The sequence below is a fragment of the Psychrobacter immobilis genome, from assembly GCF_003148585.1.
Lineage (GTDB): Bacteria > Pseudomonadota > Gammaproteobacteria > Pseudomonadales > Moraxellaceae > Psychrobacter > Psychrobacter immobilis.
Genome location: NZ_QGGM01000013.1, coordinates 44797 through 61076 on the forward strand (window position 1 = coordinate 44797; position 16280 = coordinate 61076).

Annotated in this window: 11 protein-coding genes and 2 tRNA genes; 7 read left to right on the forward strand and 6 right to left on the reverse strand. The window is 42.3% G+C overall.

What is annotated here, in order from left to right; translation table 11 throughout:
• Positions 1-76: 76 nt before the first annotated feature.
• The 4 genes from C8D84_RS10520 to rsmH form a co-directional block, all read right to left on the reverse strand.
• The gene (locus C8D84_RS10520) at positions 77-1786 is read right to left on the reverse strand and encodes a UDP-N-acetylmuramoyl-L-alanyl-D-glutamate--2,6-diaminopimelate ligase (protein WP_109591984.1); all 1710 of its coding nucleotides are present in this window, start codon (positions 1784-1786) and stop codon (positions 77-79) included.
• Positions 1787-1857: 71 nt separating this feature from the next.
• Positions 1858-3966 carry a peptidoglycan D,D-transpeptidase FtsI family protein gene (locus C8D84_RS10525; RefSeq protein WP_109591986.1) on the reverse strand — a complete coding sequence of 703 codons (2109 nt, stop codon included), beginning with the start codon at positions 3964-3966 and terminating at the stop codon, positions 1858-1860.
• The gene (gene ftsL, locus C8D84_RS10530) at positions 3963-4460 is read right to left on the reverse strand and encodes a cell division protein FtsL (protein WP_109591988.1); all 498 of its coding nucleotides are present in this window, start codon (positions 4458-4460) and stop codon (positions 3963-3965) included. The genes C8D84_RS10525 and ftsL overlap by 4 nt, the downstream gene beginning before the upstream one ends.
• 245 nt (positions 4461-4705) lie before the next feature.
• Positions 4706-5905, reverse strand: coding sequence for a 16S rRNA (cytosine(1402)-N(4))-methyltransferase RsmH (gene rsmH, locus C8D84_RS10535; RefSeq protein ID WP_407691882.1), 1200 nt, complete (start codon positions 5903-5905; stop codon positions 4706-4708).
• A gap of 297 nt (positions 5906-6202) precedes the next feature.
• Between rsmH and gltX the strand changes: the two genes are divergently transcribed.
• From gltX to C8D84_RS10560, 5 genes are all read left to right on the forward strand, one after another.
• Positions 6203-7732, forward strand: a complete 1530-nt coding sequence (gene gltX / locus C8D84_RS10540) for a glutamate--tRNA ligase (RefSeq protein ID WP_109591990.1) — start codon at positions 6203-6205, stop codon at positions 7730-7732.
• 362 nt (positions 7733-8094) lie between these two features.
• Positions 8095-9432, forward strand: a complete 1338-nt coding sequence (locus C8D84_RS10545; RefSeq protein WP_109591992.1) for a PIN-like domain-containing protein — start codon at positions 8095-8097, stop codon at positions 9430-9432.
• 55 nt (positions 9433-9487) lie between these two features.
• Entirely contained in the window at positions 9488-9901 is a 414-nt protein-coding gene (locus C8D84_RS10550) for a hypothetical protein (protein WP_227676018.1), read from the forward strand.
• Between the two features lie 122 nt (positions 9902-10023).
• Positions 10024-10099: transfer RNA gene (locus C8D84_RS10555), tRNA-Ala, on the forward strand.
• A 147-nt stretch (positions 10100-10246) separates the two neighbouring features.
• Positions 10247-10322, forward strand: a tRNA-Glu gene (locus C8D84_RS10560).
• A gap of 160 nt (positions 10323-10482) precedes the next feature.
• Here C8D84_RS10560 and C8D84_RS10565 read toward each other — a convergent pair.
• Positions 10483-10782, reverse strand: coding sequence for a peptide-binding protein (locus tag C8D84_RS10565; protein WP_109591994.1), 300 nt, complete (start codon positions 10780-10782; stop codon positions 10483-10485).
• Positions 10783-11066: 284 nt separating this feature from the next.
• On the opposite strand from C8D84_RS10565, the gene C8D84_RS10570 reads away from it, so the two are divergent.
• Both C8D84_RS10570 and C8D84_RS10575 read left to right on the forward strand, forming a co-directional pair.
• Complete coding sequence (locus tag C8D84_RS10570; protein ID WP_109591996.1) at positions 11067-11720, forward strand: LysE family translocator; 654 nt, start codon at positions 11067-11069, stop codon at positions 11718-11720.
• A gap of 70 nt (positions 11721-11790) precedes the next feature.
• Positions 11791-13131, forward strand: a complete 1341-nt coding sequence (locus C8D84_RS10575) for a HEPN domain-containing protein (RefSeq protein ID WP_109591998.1) — start codon at positions 11791-11793, stop codon at positions 13129-13131.
• A 63-nt stretch (positions 13132-13194) separates the two neighbouring features.
• On the opposite strand, the gene acnA is transcribed toward C8D84_RS10575, so the two are convergent.
• Positions 13195-15993: an aconitate hydratase AcnA gene (acnA, locus tag C8D84_RS10580; RefSeq protein WP_109592000.1), complete on the reverse strand. Its 2799-nt coding sequence runs from the start codon at positions 15991-15993 to the stop codon at positions 13195-13197.
• Between the last annotated feature and the right edge of the window lie 287 nt (positions 15994-16280).

Sequence of the window (16280 nt, forward strand, 5' to 3'; positions counted from 1 at the left end):
TTTTTATCGTTAACGACTCATGCTTCTTAAGAAGCATATAAAATGGATGTTCAGCGCTACTATTTATTTATCAAGGCTATACGCGCCCTGCTTGTTTTAAGGCGTTTTGCAAAATAATACTGTCGTCAAAATCATAACGAACATGGTTAATTTCTTGATAGGTTTCATGACCCTTGCCAGCGATAACGACAATATCATCAGGCGCTGCTTTATTAACTGCATATTCAATGGCGGTTTGGCGCGCAGGCTCAATATAGGTACGCTGATATTGCTCACTCGTCATACCAGCTTGCATATCTTGCAAAATGATATTGGGATCTTCGGTGCGTGGATTGTCTGCCGTTAACACAACTTTATCCGCGCCTGCCAATCCTGCTTGCGCCATCAAAGGACGTTTGCCCGCATCACGGTCGCCACCACAACCAAACACTGCCCACAGCTGACCTTTACAATGGGTCTTTAGGCTGGCAAGCACTTGGCTTAAGGCATCTGGCGTATGCGCATAATCAACGATAAAGCAGCCATCATTAGACGGCACACGCTGCATACGTCCAACCGCACCTTGTAGCTGCGGCACCACTGCAGTAATACGCTCAAGGCTAATGCCTAAAGCGACGGCTGCTGCCATCGCGGCAAGCAAATTGGCAACGTTAAAGCGCCCGAGTAATGGGCTGACGATATCTAAATGATTAACTTCGCCATCGCCTAAATCAGTACGTAGCGTAATCTCGACACCTTGTAAGCTTGGTCTGATTTCAGCCGCAACAAAGGTCGCAGATTTTGATGGTTCTAAACTGTACGTCCAGACCGTTAAATCACTGGCATGTGCGGTGTCGAGCATAATCTGGGCATGTTCATCATCGATATTGATAATGGCATGGGTTAAATCTGGAAAATGCGCTTTATCAAACAGTTTAGCTTTTGTTGCTGCATACTCTGCCATATCGGCATGATAGTCTAAGTGGTCACGGCTAAGATTGGTATAAATCGCAACCGACACTGGCATACCTTGTAAACGCTGCTGATCCAAACCATGTGAGCTGGCTTCCAATGCCAATAATTCAGCATTCTCTGTACCCATTTGATATAAAAATTGCTGAACTGCTAAGGCATCACCCGTGGTATGGCTGGCTTGCACCAAAGCACCAAGCCTACCATTACCTGCCGTGCCCATAACTGCGCTGCTCATACCTGTCAGCTGCGTCAACTGCGCCACCAATTGACTGATAGTCGTTTTGCCATTGGTGCCCGTCACTGCGACCACCGTTGGCAAGGTCACGGGCTGCTGATATTGCAAACGTGCTTGAATGAGCGTTCCTAAAAAATCACGAATATTGGGCACGTATAAAATGGGGCAAGGCAGTGCTGCTAATTGCCGCTGCGCTTTAGCAGTACTATCATTTGGTAAAGTGATATCGGCATGATTTGATACACTAGTCGTGTTAAGCAAAGCCGTAGGATCTATTTCTGATAGGATAAAAGCCGCATTTTCAGCGGCTTGATAGAGGTAGTCGCGACTTTTTTGACAGTTTGGTATGTGGCTTTTTAATAACACAAACACATCGTTCGGCTCTAGCTGACGACTGTCTAAACGAAACTGCAGGAATGGAATATCAAGAAACGAATTGATTGGTTTTGAATCCGCCCCAATCAATGTCGTCTGAGTCGATAGTTTTTGCAACGCCTGCTCTATACCTACACCATGCCTGCTATTGCTACTACTAGATTCAGTCAGCTGTTGCAAGGTGACTGGGGTAATGCTTGGCGACGAGGGTGACAGGGTCATTGGCAAATCCTATACGGTTAAAACACATCAAATAGTTAAAAACTGAACATCTAACAAACTTACTTTTAAGCCTATAGATCTTCCGTTTTTAACGGCTTATCTAAGGGTACATTGTATAAACGCAGCGCCTCTTTCATGACATTATGAAAGACTGGCGCGACTGTTAAACCAGCATAAATCTGACCACGCGGGTCTTCGATGAGCATTACACCGACCAGCCTAGGGTTGGACGCTGGTGCCATACCCGCAAAAACGTTGCGGTATTGGTCAGTATAATAGCCACCTTTCGGATTGATACGGCGTGACGTTCCTGTTTTACCAGCGACGCGATAACCGTCAATAGCAGCACCTTTAGCCGTACCACCCGGTTCGGTGACACTTTCCATCATTTGTACGATAGACATCGCTTGCTCGTGTGCCATGATACGCTTGCTTGGCTGCGGCTTGTCATCTTTAATGAGGGTCAATGGGTGCATCACACCGCCTGCCGCCAGCGCCGAATAAGCCTGCGCGACCTGAGCCAATGTTACCTGTAGACCATAACCATAACTGACCGTTGCACGTCGTGAGGTTTCTTTTTCTTTTGGTGTGACCACCAGCCCACTACCTTCCCCTGGGAACTGTAGTGGTGTCTTTGAACCAAAACCAAATTGCTTTTGCATATTGGTAATGCCATCAGCGGGTAAAGACAAAGCAATCTTAGTCGAGGCGACGTTACTAGATTTCTGTAATAGCGTTGCCATCGTGATCCGCCCTAAATTATTATGGTCACGAATGGTATAACCACGGACACGAATAGAGCCAGGATTGGTATCGATTAAAGTAGTGGCGGTATATTTTCCTGAATCTAAAGCCGCTGCAACGGTGAATGGTTTCATCACAGAACCGGGTTCAAAGACATCGAGCAGCGCACGGTTACGTTGGTTTTCACCAGTCATCTCATTCAGGTTATTAGAATTAAAAGATGGCCATGTTGACAAGGCAAGCACTTCACCCGTTTGCACATCAACAATCATGCCTGTTGACCAGCGCGCTTTTTGCAAACGCCCTGCTTTCTCTAGTTCTTTATAAAGCAAATACTGCAGGCGCGAATCAATGGTCAACGCCACATCTTTACCTGGTATTTCTGGTTCAATCTGTTTAATTTCTTTTAAACTGTTTTGTTTGGCGTCTTTTAGCACCAACACTTTACCATCATCACCTGCCAGCTCAGTTTCATATTGGCGTTCGATACCAGCACGACCTTCGTAACCACCTTCAGGATCGCTGACATTTTGTCCCATAAAGCCCAATAGTTGCGAGTTTGGTTGTGGCTGCGGGTAATAACGTTGGAAAAAGTTTTTTTCATAGACGCCAGGAAAATCAAGGGTGCTGACACTTTGGGCAATCTCAGGCGTTACTTTATTCAGTAGCGGCAAATAGTGCGAGCCTGCACCCGATGGCAGCGCGGCTTTAACTGCTGCTTCATCGGTTACATCAATACTGTCATCGATAGCGGTAACTTTTTTCAGCTCAGTGACCGAAATATTCGCAGCAGCTGCAAGCGTGGTCAGATCCATATTATCCAAACGCTTTTGCATACGCGCAACCAGCTGTGGACTCTCAGGATTGGTGATAATAATACGCTTAAGCTCGTAATATTCGCGCGCATAATCATGCGGACTAAAGGAGACCGTCGCCAGTGGTGCACTGACTGCAAGTGGCAAATTATTGCGATCGGTAATCATACCGCGATAGGATTTTTGCGTGCGCACGCTAGTGATGAGCTCATCACCTTTGTCTTGATAAAACTGGGCATTGGCAACTTGTAAATAATAAGCACGGGCTATCAGCAAACCCAAGACAACCAATGCAATGACCCAAATAGTACGGAAACGGTTTTTGTCTTGCTCAAAACCGCCGCGAGAGGAAGCGCCAGACGCTTTACCCAAAAATCCTCTTTTATTTTTCAGGTTTTTGACACTGGTATAAGCGCCTTGCTCTTCACTCTTTTTCAATCGATCAAACAGTTTAGCCTTACGGTTGCCGGATGATTTTTTTTCAGCCGTGCTGCCTGTTTGTCCGGATTTGGCTGCACTGGCAGGACGTAAGGGCTTAGTCACCTTACCGCTAGTTGGCTTTTTATTCACATTTTTCGCGGTCGTTTTACCGCTATTGGCATTAGGTTTTTTATCACTCATTGTCCTGCCTCCGCTACCGTGGCATCGGTGATAGGAGCGTCAGGCGATATATCCGTAGCAGCTCGTGGTTCGATAACGTCAGACTTATCCTCATCTGAGTCAGTATCGACGACTGGCACCTGTGCTGTGGCAACACCCGGCTGGATAATAAGCTTATCTTTTAGCGTCGGTGAAAACATGCCCAATTCAGCCACCGCACGGCTAGCAATTTGCGGCGTCGCACTAAAAGTCTGCTGTTCAATGAGCAAACGCTGATGTTCGACTTGCAGATTACGCTCTTGTTTTTTCATGTCTTGCAAGGTTTTATAATCCTGATGATATTGCTGAACGCCTTCGGCTGTTTTGATACCGCTCCACACAATCGCCACTGCTAACAGCAATAGCACCCCTACATAAATACTAACCACATTAAATCGGCGCACAAATAGCTCGCCGATATCGGTGTTATGCGGAATTGCAGCGCGACGGTTTGCGGGTTTGTCAGATATTGCCATGACGCTCTCAAAAAGTGGACTTCAAGTATGAAAATTGGCAACTGTTTTAGAGCGGTAAGACGCTTTGTACAGAACCATCAATAAAGTAAAACCAAACGAAAAAGGAACAGCCGAGCCTAGCAGATAATGTTTACAGATTTTTAACAGCCGCGTAAGTATTCAGACTTTCTATCCTACTTAATTGCCAGTAACCAATCACCAGCAACGCAGCCAAACACCCTCTCTATAACATCACGCTATCTGTGTTATTGCTCGACACTGTGTAGATAGTCGGTATCAGTACGAGTCGCCATGCGCAACCACGCACTACGCGCGCGTGGATTTTGACTGGTTTCAGCTTTGCTTGGACCCACGCGTTTAGGCTTGCTAAAGTAGCGTGGACGCTTCGGCGGCATCGGCAAATTCTCATCCTCTGGATATTGCCCTTTGCTATGACGCTGCAAAAACTGCTTGATACGGCGATCTTCTAATGAGTGAAAACTAATCACTGCCAGCTGCCCGCCTGACTTTAAAATCGGAATGCTTTGTTCTAAAAAGTCATCAACATCGCCAAGCTCATTGTTAATAAAAATGCGCATCGCCTGAAAACTTTGAGTCGCTGGATGCTTACCACGCTGCCAATTAGGATGCGCCACTTTAATCACTTCAGCCAATGCCAAAGTAGAATCGTAACTGTCCATCTGCTTAATAGCACGGGCGATGCGGCGACTATGGCGCTCTTCGCCAAACTCATAAAGCACATTGGCTAAGGTTTCATCGTCGACTTTTTCAAGCCACTCAGCGACCGACTGCCCACGGCTGGTATCCATACGCATATCGACCGCCCCGTCGCGCATAAAACTAAAACCACGACTGCCATCATCAATTTGCGGTGATGAGATACCCAAATCTGCCATTAAGCCATCAACTTGAGTGATTCCCATTGCCGCTAGACTATCCGTCAACGTCGCAAAACTATCGTGCACCACTTTTACGCGACTATCGGTCTTTGCCAATTCGCGCGCGACGCTAATCGCCGTTGGATCTTTATCAAAAACAATCAAGGTTGCATCATCGGCCAACTGACTTAATAGTAGTCGGCTATGACCACCACGCCCAAAGGTAGCATCAACGTAGACGCCACTCATCTGCAAGCTATTTTGGTTGCCACTGCTTTGTTCTGCATCGTCTGTTTGCTTAGGTAGCGCTTTGACACCCAACACTGCCGCGACGGTTTCTTGCAATAACACCGCATCATGAACAAAGCTCAATTCATCAGAGTTGGCTTTATCAGTGACAGACTCTTGCGTCGGCTGATTAGTAGAGTCACTCTCTACCACAAAATCGTTTTCTACAGCAGACAGCTCAACCGCTGATGCAGCATTAACAGTGGCTAAAGAAGAGTCTATTTTAGAATCTTGCTTAGTATTCGGCGTATTTTTTGGCTTATTATTCAATATGGACACAAACGACTCAGTAGATGACGACCATTTTGGTCAGTAAGAGTGAAAAATCAGATGAAAATAAACAAGTTATGGCTTGTCTAACATTATTATCGCAAGGATACACGGGTAGTCAAGCGCTATACGGGCATTTCGTTAAAAATATTCCATCTCTCTGTTATACTAGCGCTATATTTTACGCTATTTTTCTACATTGACGGCTATTGTTTCATCCGTATTTTTTATTCAAACTTGTCATTCATATTTATCATTAGCATTTTTCACTGCCATATTCATTAACTAGCCTATTCTGAGAATTTTATGATGCAATCATCGACTTCAACTAACAGCACGCGCCCTGTCCGCACCCGCATTGCGCCATCGCCTACTGGCTTTCCGCATGTCGGCACCGCTTATATTGCCCTATTCAATTTAGCTTTTGCTAAAGCCCACGGCGGCGAATTTATTTTACGTATCGAAGACACGGATCAAACGCGCTCAACCGAACAATCTGAAAAAATGATTTTGGATGCGCTGCGTTGGGTTGGTCTCGATTGGGCGGAAGGTCCAGATATTGGTGGTCCGCACGCGCCTTATCGTCAGAGTGAGCGTAGTGATATTTATAAAAAGCACGCTGAACAGCTCATAGAAAACGACCATGCGTTTCGCTGCTTTTGTACCAGTGAAGAGTTAGATGCCATGCGTGCTGCACAAATGGCCAATGGTGAAACGCCACGTTATGACGGTCGTTGTGCCCATTTGGCCCCTGAAAAAACCGCGCAATTGGTCAGTGAGGGCAAACCGCATGTCATTCGTATGCGTGTGCCAACCGAAGGCGTCTGTCAAGTACATGACATGTTGCGCGGTACGGTTGAGATTCCTTGGACACAAGTCGACATGCAAGTGCTGCTAAAAACCGACGGCATGCCAACATACCATTTGGCCAACGTCGTCGATGACCATTTGATGGACATCAGCCATGTGCTACGCGGTGAAGAGTGGCTTAACTCTGCGCCCAAGCATCAGCTGCTCTATGAGTATTTTGGTTGGGAGATGCCTGTACTTTGCCATATGCCACTGCTGCGTAACCCAGATAAATCAAAACTGTCTAAGCGTAAAAACCCAACCTCTATCACTTACTATCGTGATGCTGGTGTGCTCCCTGAAGCGCTGCTAAACTACCTCGGTCGTATGGGCTACTCAATGCCTGACGAAGCTGAACAATTTACCTTAGCAGAAATGATTGCTAGTTTTGATATTCAGCGGGTGTCACTTGGCGGCCCTATCTTTGATATCGAAAAACTAAACTGGCTCAACGCAGAATGGCTACGCGCGCTTACTCCTGAACAGTTAAAAAATAAAATCCTCGATTGGGCAAATAACAGTGACAAGCTTACGGCTATCGCAGCGGCGATTCAGCCTCGTATTGAGCTGTTATCTGATGCAGTTAATTGGGGTGGCTTCTATTTCCAAAACTTACCTGCTATCACTGCGGAAAGCTTTACCCATAAATCGCTCACCCCTGAGCAAATTACTGAGATGCTGCAACTAGCGCTTTGGCAGCTAGAAACCTTGCCAACGTGGTCAGAAGAAAATATCTACGCCACCTTAAAAGGTCTTGCCGCCCATCTTGATATTAAAATGCGTGACTTTATGGCACCATTCTTTATCGCTATCGCTGGTAGCACCTCATCGACGCCTGTCATGAATTCTATGGCAATTATCGGCGCTGATATGACCTTGACTCGCTTGCGCCATGCAGTTGACGTGCTTGGCGGCTTAGGTAAAAAGAAGCTAAAAAAACTTGAGAAACAAGCAGCTGAATTGCCAGACTTTTTGGCAGCTGAGTAGCGATACATGAGTCGATTTAAAAAATAATTTTATAACAGCTGTTCAAGTTATCCTAATCAATATACGATTAGGATAACTTTTTTTTGGTAAACACTTACTTAGTTTACCAAAAAAAATTTTAAATAAAATATTCTATATTTAATTAATAATAAAACTAAGTTACAACCTCTCGTTTTTAGATAGTTTCTGGTGCGTGTCAGTAATGATATTGCAATTAATCATAAGTAGATCTGAAATTTATAAAAATTAAATTATCTATTGAAGTTGATATTCTAATAATAGAAATATGCATTCTAAACTTTCACTACCTCCATTATAAAAAATACTACTTTTCAATTAAAAATCGGTTAAGGTAATATGCCATGAAAAATATGTTTAAACAGTATGATTATAATTTTACAGAGCAAGAATACCGTCATATTTGGGAAAATTCTTTATTTATTTTTGATACCAATATATTACTCAATCTTTATAGATACCAAGATAGTAGTAGAGATGAATTTATAAAAATTCTAGAAAGTCTGGATGATAGAATATGGATTCCTCACCATGTAGCTCTCGAATTCAAACGTAATAGATTAACGACTATTAGAAGCAGAACGAATTTACTTATAGAAGCAAAAGAAGCCATAAATAAATCGCAAAGCACTTTAGTATCGGAATTAAATAAATTACAGATAAAGAAAGTACACTCGCCAATTGATGTTGACAATATTAAAGAAAAATTTAAATCGTTAGGTGATGAACTAATAAGAGAAATTAATAACACTATCAACGATCAACAAAAAATTAATGAAGCCGATCCTCTTGAAGAAAAGATAGATACGATTTTTGATAATAGAGTTGGGAGCGCAGCTTACACTCAAGAAAAAATAGATACTTTGTACAAAAATGCTCAAGTTAAATATAAACTAAAAATATCTCCAGGCTATTTAGATGAAAAAAAAGATGAAGTTTGTGTAGACAATCAAATTGTTTATCAGAAAAAGTATGCTGACTATCTTATATGGCAACAGATATTGGACCATGTAAAAGAAGTAGAACTAAAGGATATTATCTTTGTAACGGATGATAATAAGGCAGACTGGTGGTTAGAAGTTGCTGTATTTAACGGTAACTCTCAAACAAAGCATCGACAGCCAAGACCTGAACTACTTGATGATATGTATAACCATGCAGAAGTCAAAAATTTTCTAATGTATGACGCAGAGTTTTTCCTTAAATATTCTAGAGATTACCTAAAAGCGAGTGTTTCAGAAGAAACTTTGCAGGAGGCAGGTGAAACAAGAATACTATTGAACCAGCTTATAAATAGTCAAGCTCAGAGTAATCTACAAGCTGAGCGTATTCTACAATCTGAATCATATTTGAGAAAAATAAAGGGGATTCTAAAACTCCAACGCCACAAACAGAGCCATGAATTTGAAAGGTACGAGAGTCATTCACCTAATGATGAGCAAATAATATATTGTGTAGAATGCTCTAGTGATAGCATGATACCTGAAAAGAATAGTGAAACAGGATATCGGTGCGTTTACTGCGATAACGAATATAGTGATGATATAGAAAGTGATTGTACAATATGTGGTATCACATGGCCTTCTGATGATTTACGAAGAGTTGTATGGACTGATGAAGGTGATGTAGAGATAATTTGTCCACGATGCAGAAGAGATCCTAGCTATGTCAAAGATGACTAACTATCATTAGGTGAAATTATAGTTGTAAAAATAGCTTTACCGAAAGAGAAGTATTATGAATTCGATAATCCAAACTACATTAGAATATTTACTGGATGCTAACATGGCCGCCAAAACCGTCACGATAGAAAGCAAAGATTATGTCTTTAACACGCTCAAAGAAGCACAGAAATATTATGACGCCATCGTAAAAGAGCTTTATGATGCACAGCTTACCCTGACAAAGGGTCAAGATTTCGAAGATTTGAAATGGATATATACTACTTACTGTGGTTATACCAATCATAATCTAGACAAATTAAGCAAGTTTGACATCACTGGCTTTAAAGGTATAAGAACCGTCAGAGAAAAAGGCGGTCAATACATACCGACTGAATGCAGTGCTATTATCTTTTCTGATGGCAGCGAAGAAGAGTTTTTCACCGATAAAGCCATCAAAGAGATCTCTCTTAAGCAAAATCCACGCTAATTTGGGCATATTAAGCAGCTAAAATAGCTTTAAACGCTTTTTTTCAAATATTTATGCATTATTTTTAAAATAGTAGTTGACAGGACTGCCGGTCTTGCATAAAATACGCACACTCTTAGCGAGGGGCTATAGCTCAGTTGGTAGAGCACTTGCATGGCATGCAAGGGGTCAACGGTTCGACTCCGTTTAGCTCCACCATACTATTTATTGCAACGCTCAGTACTACTGAAACGTAATCATAAATACTCGCTAGTAGGACGATATCAGCACCTAGGCAATGCTTATTTATTAAGCTATCTGATATTGTGAAATACCGTTGTAACCATTGGTTATAACACTCTATGCGTCCCCATCGTCTAGAGGCCTAGGACACCGCCCTTTCACGGCGGTAACGGGGGTTCGAATCCCCCTGGGGACGCCACTATTCGGCGTCACTTATTAGCACTTTTGCTTAGCATCAGATTAGACTAGTAAGCGAACAATAAAAAAGCCCAGTCATCATACGGTGACTGGGCTTTTTTATGTCTATTGGTTTTGTTATATCCAGTTCATTATAGTTTGGATAAGCTGAAATTAATATATCAACGATCATAACAAGAGACAAACTCTCTAATCGCCCAGCCCCAATGCCTGTATTCGCCCTTGTAATAGCCTTCTAAATATACCCACGGACGATTTTTATTATCATAAGTGGTATCTGTGACATACACCTCGCGATCATTACGCAGCTTATTAATAACCTTGCCATTAGGTTCATCACGAATATTTAATGGAGTACCCGTCGGATCTGTTACTTTGCAAACTCTCTCGGCATGCGCGGCATTTATCCCAACCGTCGTGGCCAAAACAGATACAGCAATGGTATAAGCCAAACGTTTCATCTTAAATCCTTATTATCAACAAATGTCTTATTAATCTCTGATATCTTATCAGAGTTCACATTGCGGTATCTGCGATTTTATAAGATATTTACGTTTTATTGATTTTGATAAAGACTGAAGCCATAACCTGCTTTATGGTTTTTAATATCAGTATTTATTGAATGATTTATTCTATTGCCAACCCGTAAGATCCTCGCTACCATCAATCCTATAAGAATTTTATAGAATGTATAAATACTTTATAACGTAAAAATTTTTAGGCTTAACACAAGGACGTTTTAACCATGTTCGGGATTGAGAACTATCTAGGGTTTATCATGGCAGCTATTTTGTTAAACCTGACCCCAGGCACGGATAGCATGTACATCATTACCCGTAGTATTTCGCAGGGGCAAACGGCAGGGTTTTATTCTGTGTTGGGTATTACTTCAGGCATTCTGGTGCATACGCTACTGGCTTCGCTAGGATTGTCCGTGTTGCTGGCTAACTCCCCTACGGCATTTATGCTCGTAAAATATATTGGTGCCAGCTATTTGTGCTATCTAGGCGTCAAAATGCTCATAAGTAAACAACAGCCTTTGATAGCCGCGAGTTTGCAGGATGACGAGAAGCCAAAGCCCGTTCAGCCTTTAGATCACTGGCAGATATATAAGCAAGGTGTGCTCACCAATACCTTTAATCCAAAAGTTGCATTATTCTTTTTGGCGTTCTTCCCTCAGTTTATCGATGCCAGTTATGCTTATAGCATGGTGTCGTTCGTCATTTTAGGACTGACCTTTGCTGTCACTGGCTTTATATGGTGCTTATGCTTAGCATTATTGGCGTCAAAATTCAGTGAGAACCTGAGAAAAAAGCCCTCTATCGAAGCCATTTTAAACAAGATAAGCGGTGTGGTATTTATTGGCTTGGGAATTAGGCTGTTGACTGAGAAGGGTTAAATAAACGTTTTTAAATTATTTATGTGGGTTAAGGCATGCTAGTCATCCATATTAGCTAAGGTATAAATCTATGAGCGCTGCTAATCAAGATATTGAAGACTTGAACTTCATTATAACTGAAGCAATAAGACTTAATAAATTATCTAGACTAGATCCTGAGTTATATAAAAGTGATTTTTACAATGATATTGATTGTATAGTTTCTTCTTTAAAACCACCCCAAGACATAGGTGAAATTGATCACACGTTAATCCAATTCAATTTTTCATCAGCTGCTCAGAAAGTATTAGAAAATATAGCCAAAAGGCAATATAGACTTACTGAAGGTGTAACAGTACTTGATTTAGAAACTGAGATTAGAAACTCCATATATATACATTTAAAGAATAATGGTAGTTTTGATTCACCCGGCTGTATGAAATTACTCGCAAGGGCACAGAAAAGAGCGAAGAGAAGTAGGAAGCAGATTACTTACTTCTTTCCGTTTAATGCAGTTGGTTTGAGCCCTGAAAAAGAAATAAATATTGGGAATTTAAAAATAATTCATAAAGATAGCATTTACGCTAAAGTCAAAGAGGATGACCATTATCGTTTCTTTATAAAGAGTAATGAAGATATCTTCAATTGTCTATTACATATACCTATACCAGAGAGCTCTAGTAATCTTAGTAAGCACAGAGCAGAGAATGTCGCAAATTTCATATATGGTGTTATTAGAGTTTTCACCACATCCTATCACTATAAAGCCGATCAAATAATATTGTTGAATCATCCTTTTCATAAAGATACTACTCATTATATAGCTAGTAGCAATGATGATTACTGGATTGAAGGCTCCTATTTGTTCAATGAGGATTTAAAGGAATTTTGGGATTTATTCGAAGAAGACTTAAAGTCTGATATAGGAACTGTTATAAGCAAGCTTGCTAATCATGCAAGCTCTATCAATAGCAAAGAGTGCTTAGCAGACCGCTTAATTGACGCATTCTACTGGTTTGGAGAGGCAGCAAAAGATAATAATGAAAACTCTCAAATTATTAAACTTGTCACTGCGATGGAAAGATTAGTCACTTTATCTGATAAAGATATAACAAATAATTTCTGTAATCGTATAGCTTGTACCATTGCTGTTTATCATGGTGATCTAGATAGATGGAAGAGTGATTTGAGCAAAATATATGACCTCAGATCAAACTTGGTCCACGGTTCTCGAAGTCTATATAAATCATATAGCTTACCACTAGATTTTAATCCGTTTCAATTAGCTTACCGCACTATACTTTCTACTTGTATATTGTTTGATAAAGCAGGTTTAGAGCTTTCAGTTAACGAGAGTAAATTAAGATATATATATACTGAACTAATTGAGATTGGTAAAGACGATAAATATAAGCAGAAGAAAAGTCCATAAAAAAGCCCAATCCCCTACTTTGACTGGGGTTGGGCTTTTTGTCATACTAAGCTCAATTGACTATTACGCTGCGTTTTTGCTCTCAGCAGCTAACTGACGTAGCACATAGTGCAATACACCACCATGACGCACGTACTCGCGCTCTTTTGGCGTCTGTAGCATGACATTGACATCAAAGCTCTCAGACGAACCATCGGCACGTGTAGCCGTAACTTTGGCGGTCTTGCTTTCGCCATTATCTAGACCAGTGATGCTAAGCACTTCAGAGCCGTCTAGATTATAAGTTTCTGCATTTTCACCGTCTTTAAAGGTCAATGGCAACACACCCATACCGACGAGGTTTGAGCGGTGAATACGTTCGAACGAGCTAGTCAATACTGCTTTTACGCCAAGCAAAATCGTACCCTTCGCTGCCCAGTCACGGCTAGAACCAGAACCATATTCTGCACCGCCAAGTACCACGAGCGGACGCTTATCTTCTTTATACTTCATTGCCGCATCATAAATCGCCATTTCTTCGCCGTCTTGAAGCGTGGCGCTATCACCGTTAAAGTAATAGGTATAACCGCCCTCTTTGCCAGCCATCATGGTATTTTTGATACGGATATTGGCGAAAGTACCGCGCGTCATTACCGCGTCATTACCACGGCGTGAGCCATAGCTATTGAAGTCGGCTTGCATTACACCGCGCGCTTGCAAGTACTTACCTGCTGGCGAGTCTGGATCGATATTACCCGCTGGTGAGATATGGTCAGTGGTGATTGAATCGCCGAACAGACCCAAGATACGCGCGCCTTCGATATCAGGAATACCTTCTGGCTCCATGGTCATACCATCAAAGAACGGCGGGTTTTTGATATAAGTAGACGCTTCGCTCCACGGATACAACTGGCTATCGGCTGAGCTAATAGCGTTCCATGCGGCACTACCGTCAAACACTTCGCCGTAATTTTTGCGGAACATATCCGCATCGATATTATTGGCAATCAGCTCATTGATCTCATCTGACGTTGGCCAAATATCTTTTAAAAATACGTCATTGCCATCTTGATCTTGTCCTAACGGCTGCGTGGTCAGGTCAATATCCACTGTCCCGGCTAGTGCATAAGCAACTACGAGTGGTGGTGACGCCAAATAACTGGCTTTTACGTGCGAGTGGATACGACCTTCAAAGTTACGGTTACCTGACAACACGGCAGCAGCGACTAAGTCTTTTTCTTCGATACCTTTTTCAATCGACTCTAAGAGCGGTCCTGAGTTACCGATACAAGTGGTACAACCATAACCCACTAAATAGAAGCCTGTTTTTTCAAGCTCGTCCATTAGCTTAGATTTTTCAAGATAATCGGTGACGACTTTCGAACCGGGTGCCAATGAGGTTTTGACCCAAGGCTTGGCTTTTAGACCTTTTGCAGCGGCTTTTTTCGCCACCAAGCCCGCGCCAATCATCACCGCAGGGTTTGAGGTATTGGTACATGAGGTAATCGCTGCGATAACGACAGAACCATCACGCAATTTATGGCTCTTATCATCGATATTGACGTCAGAGAAAACATTAGGCTTAGCATAGAGTCTATCCGCTTGCTCTTGCTCGCCGCCTTCTTCATCAAAGCGTACCTTGCCTTCGACTTCTGACTTGCGGTCTTTGGTCATTTTTTCTAAAGCTTCGCCAAATTTTTCGTGCATATCGGATAAATTGATACGCTGCTGTGGCAAGTTCGGACCGGCAAGTGCGGGCTGTACTGATGATAAATCTAGCTCTAATTTACTTGAATAAGTCGCTGCTGGCGTATCGGCATCGTGCCATAAGCCTTGCGCCTTGGCATACTTTTCGACCAACTCAATCTGGCTTTCTTCACGACCTGATAGACGCAAATAATCAATCGCCATTTGGTCAATCGGGAAAATACCACAGGTTGCCCCATATTCTGGTGACATATTGGCAATCGTCGCACGATCCGCCAGTGGCATACTGTGTAAGCCTTCGCCATAAAACTCAACGAATTTACCAACCACACCATGCGCACGTAGCATTTCAACCACACGCAATACCAAATCCGTCGCAGTAACGCCTTCAGTGAGTTTACCTTTTAGCTCAAAGCCGACCACTTGTGGAATCAGCATTGATGACGGTTGACCAAGCATTGCCGCTTCCGCTTCAATACCGCCGACACCCCAACCAAGCACGCCAATACCATTAATCATCGTCGTGTGGCTGTCAGTACCAAATACCGTATCAGGATAAGCCGTCAACTCGCTTTTACCATCAACATTGACATCAGCAGCCATTACAACACGAGCTAAGTATTCAAGGTTAACTTGATGCACAATACCCGTCGCTGGTGGTACGACCACAAAGTTTTTAAACGCATTACGACCCCAATGCAGGAATTCATAACGTTCATTGTTACGTTTAAATTCAATTTTTTCGTTCAAGTCTAGTGCATCTTCTCGGCCATAAGCATCGACTTGTACAGAGTGATCGACAACCAATTCACTCGGGATAAATGGGTTAATTTGCTCAGCACGACCGCCAAGCTCTACTACGGCATCACGCATCGCTGCCAAATCGACAACTGACGGTACACCCGTAAAATCTTGTAAGACCACACGGGCTGGCATAAAGGCGATCTCTTTTGACGCTTCTGCGCCTGCATCCCAGTTAGCAACCGCTTCGATATGGTTTTTGCCGACAGATTGACCATCATCTTCATTACGTAATAGGTTTTCTAAGACGATTTTCATGCAAAATGGCAATTTGCTGATGTGCTCGAAAGTTTCGGTCAGCTTTGGCAAACTGTAATAGGCATGTTCCTTGCCATCGACCGTAATGGTGTCTTTTACATTAAAAATATCACTCATGGTAGCTTCCTTATCGTTGTTATAGATCCTAAGCCTAAACGGTTATAGGTTTATGCTGAGGATTGGTGGCTAGATAGATGATTGTACGAGTTGCATTCAAAATCGTTATTATTTGACACAATACAATATAAAGTTGAGTTAACAAAATAGCTAAGCGACTCTTTAGGACTTAACAATAACGCTCTTTTACCATAACAAAACGGCGGCGCTTTGTTAACGTCTAGACGTTGTCAAATCGTGGCATAATCGTAAACGTAACAAGGGTTTAACGCTCTATTATTAAGTAT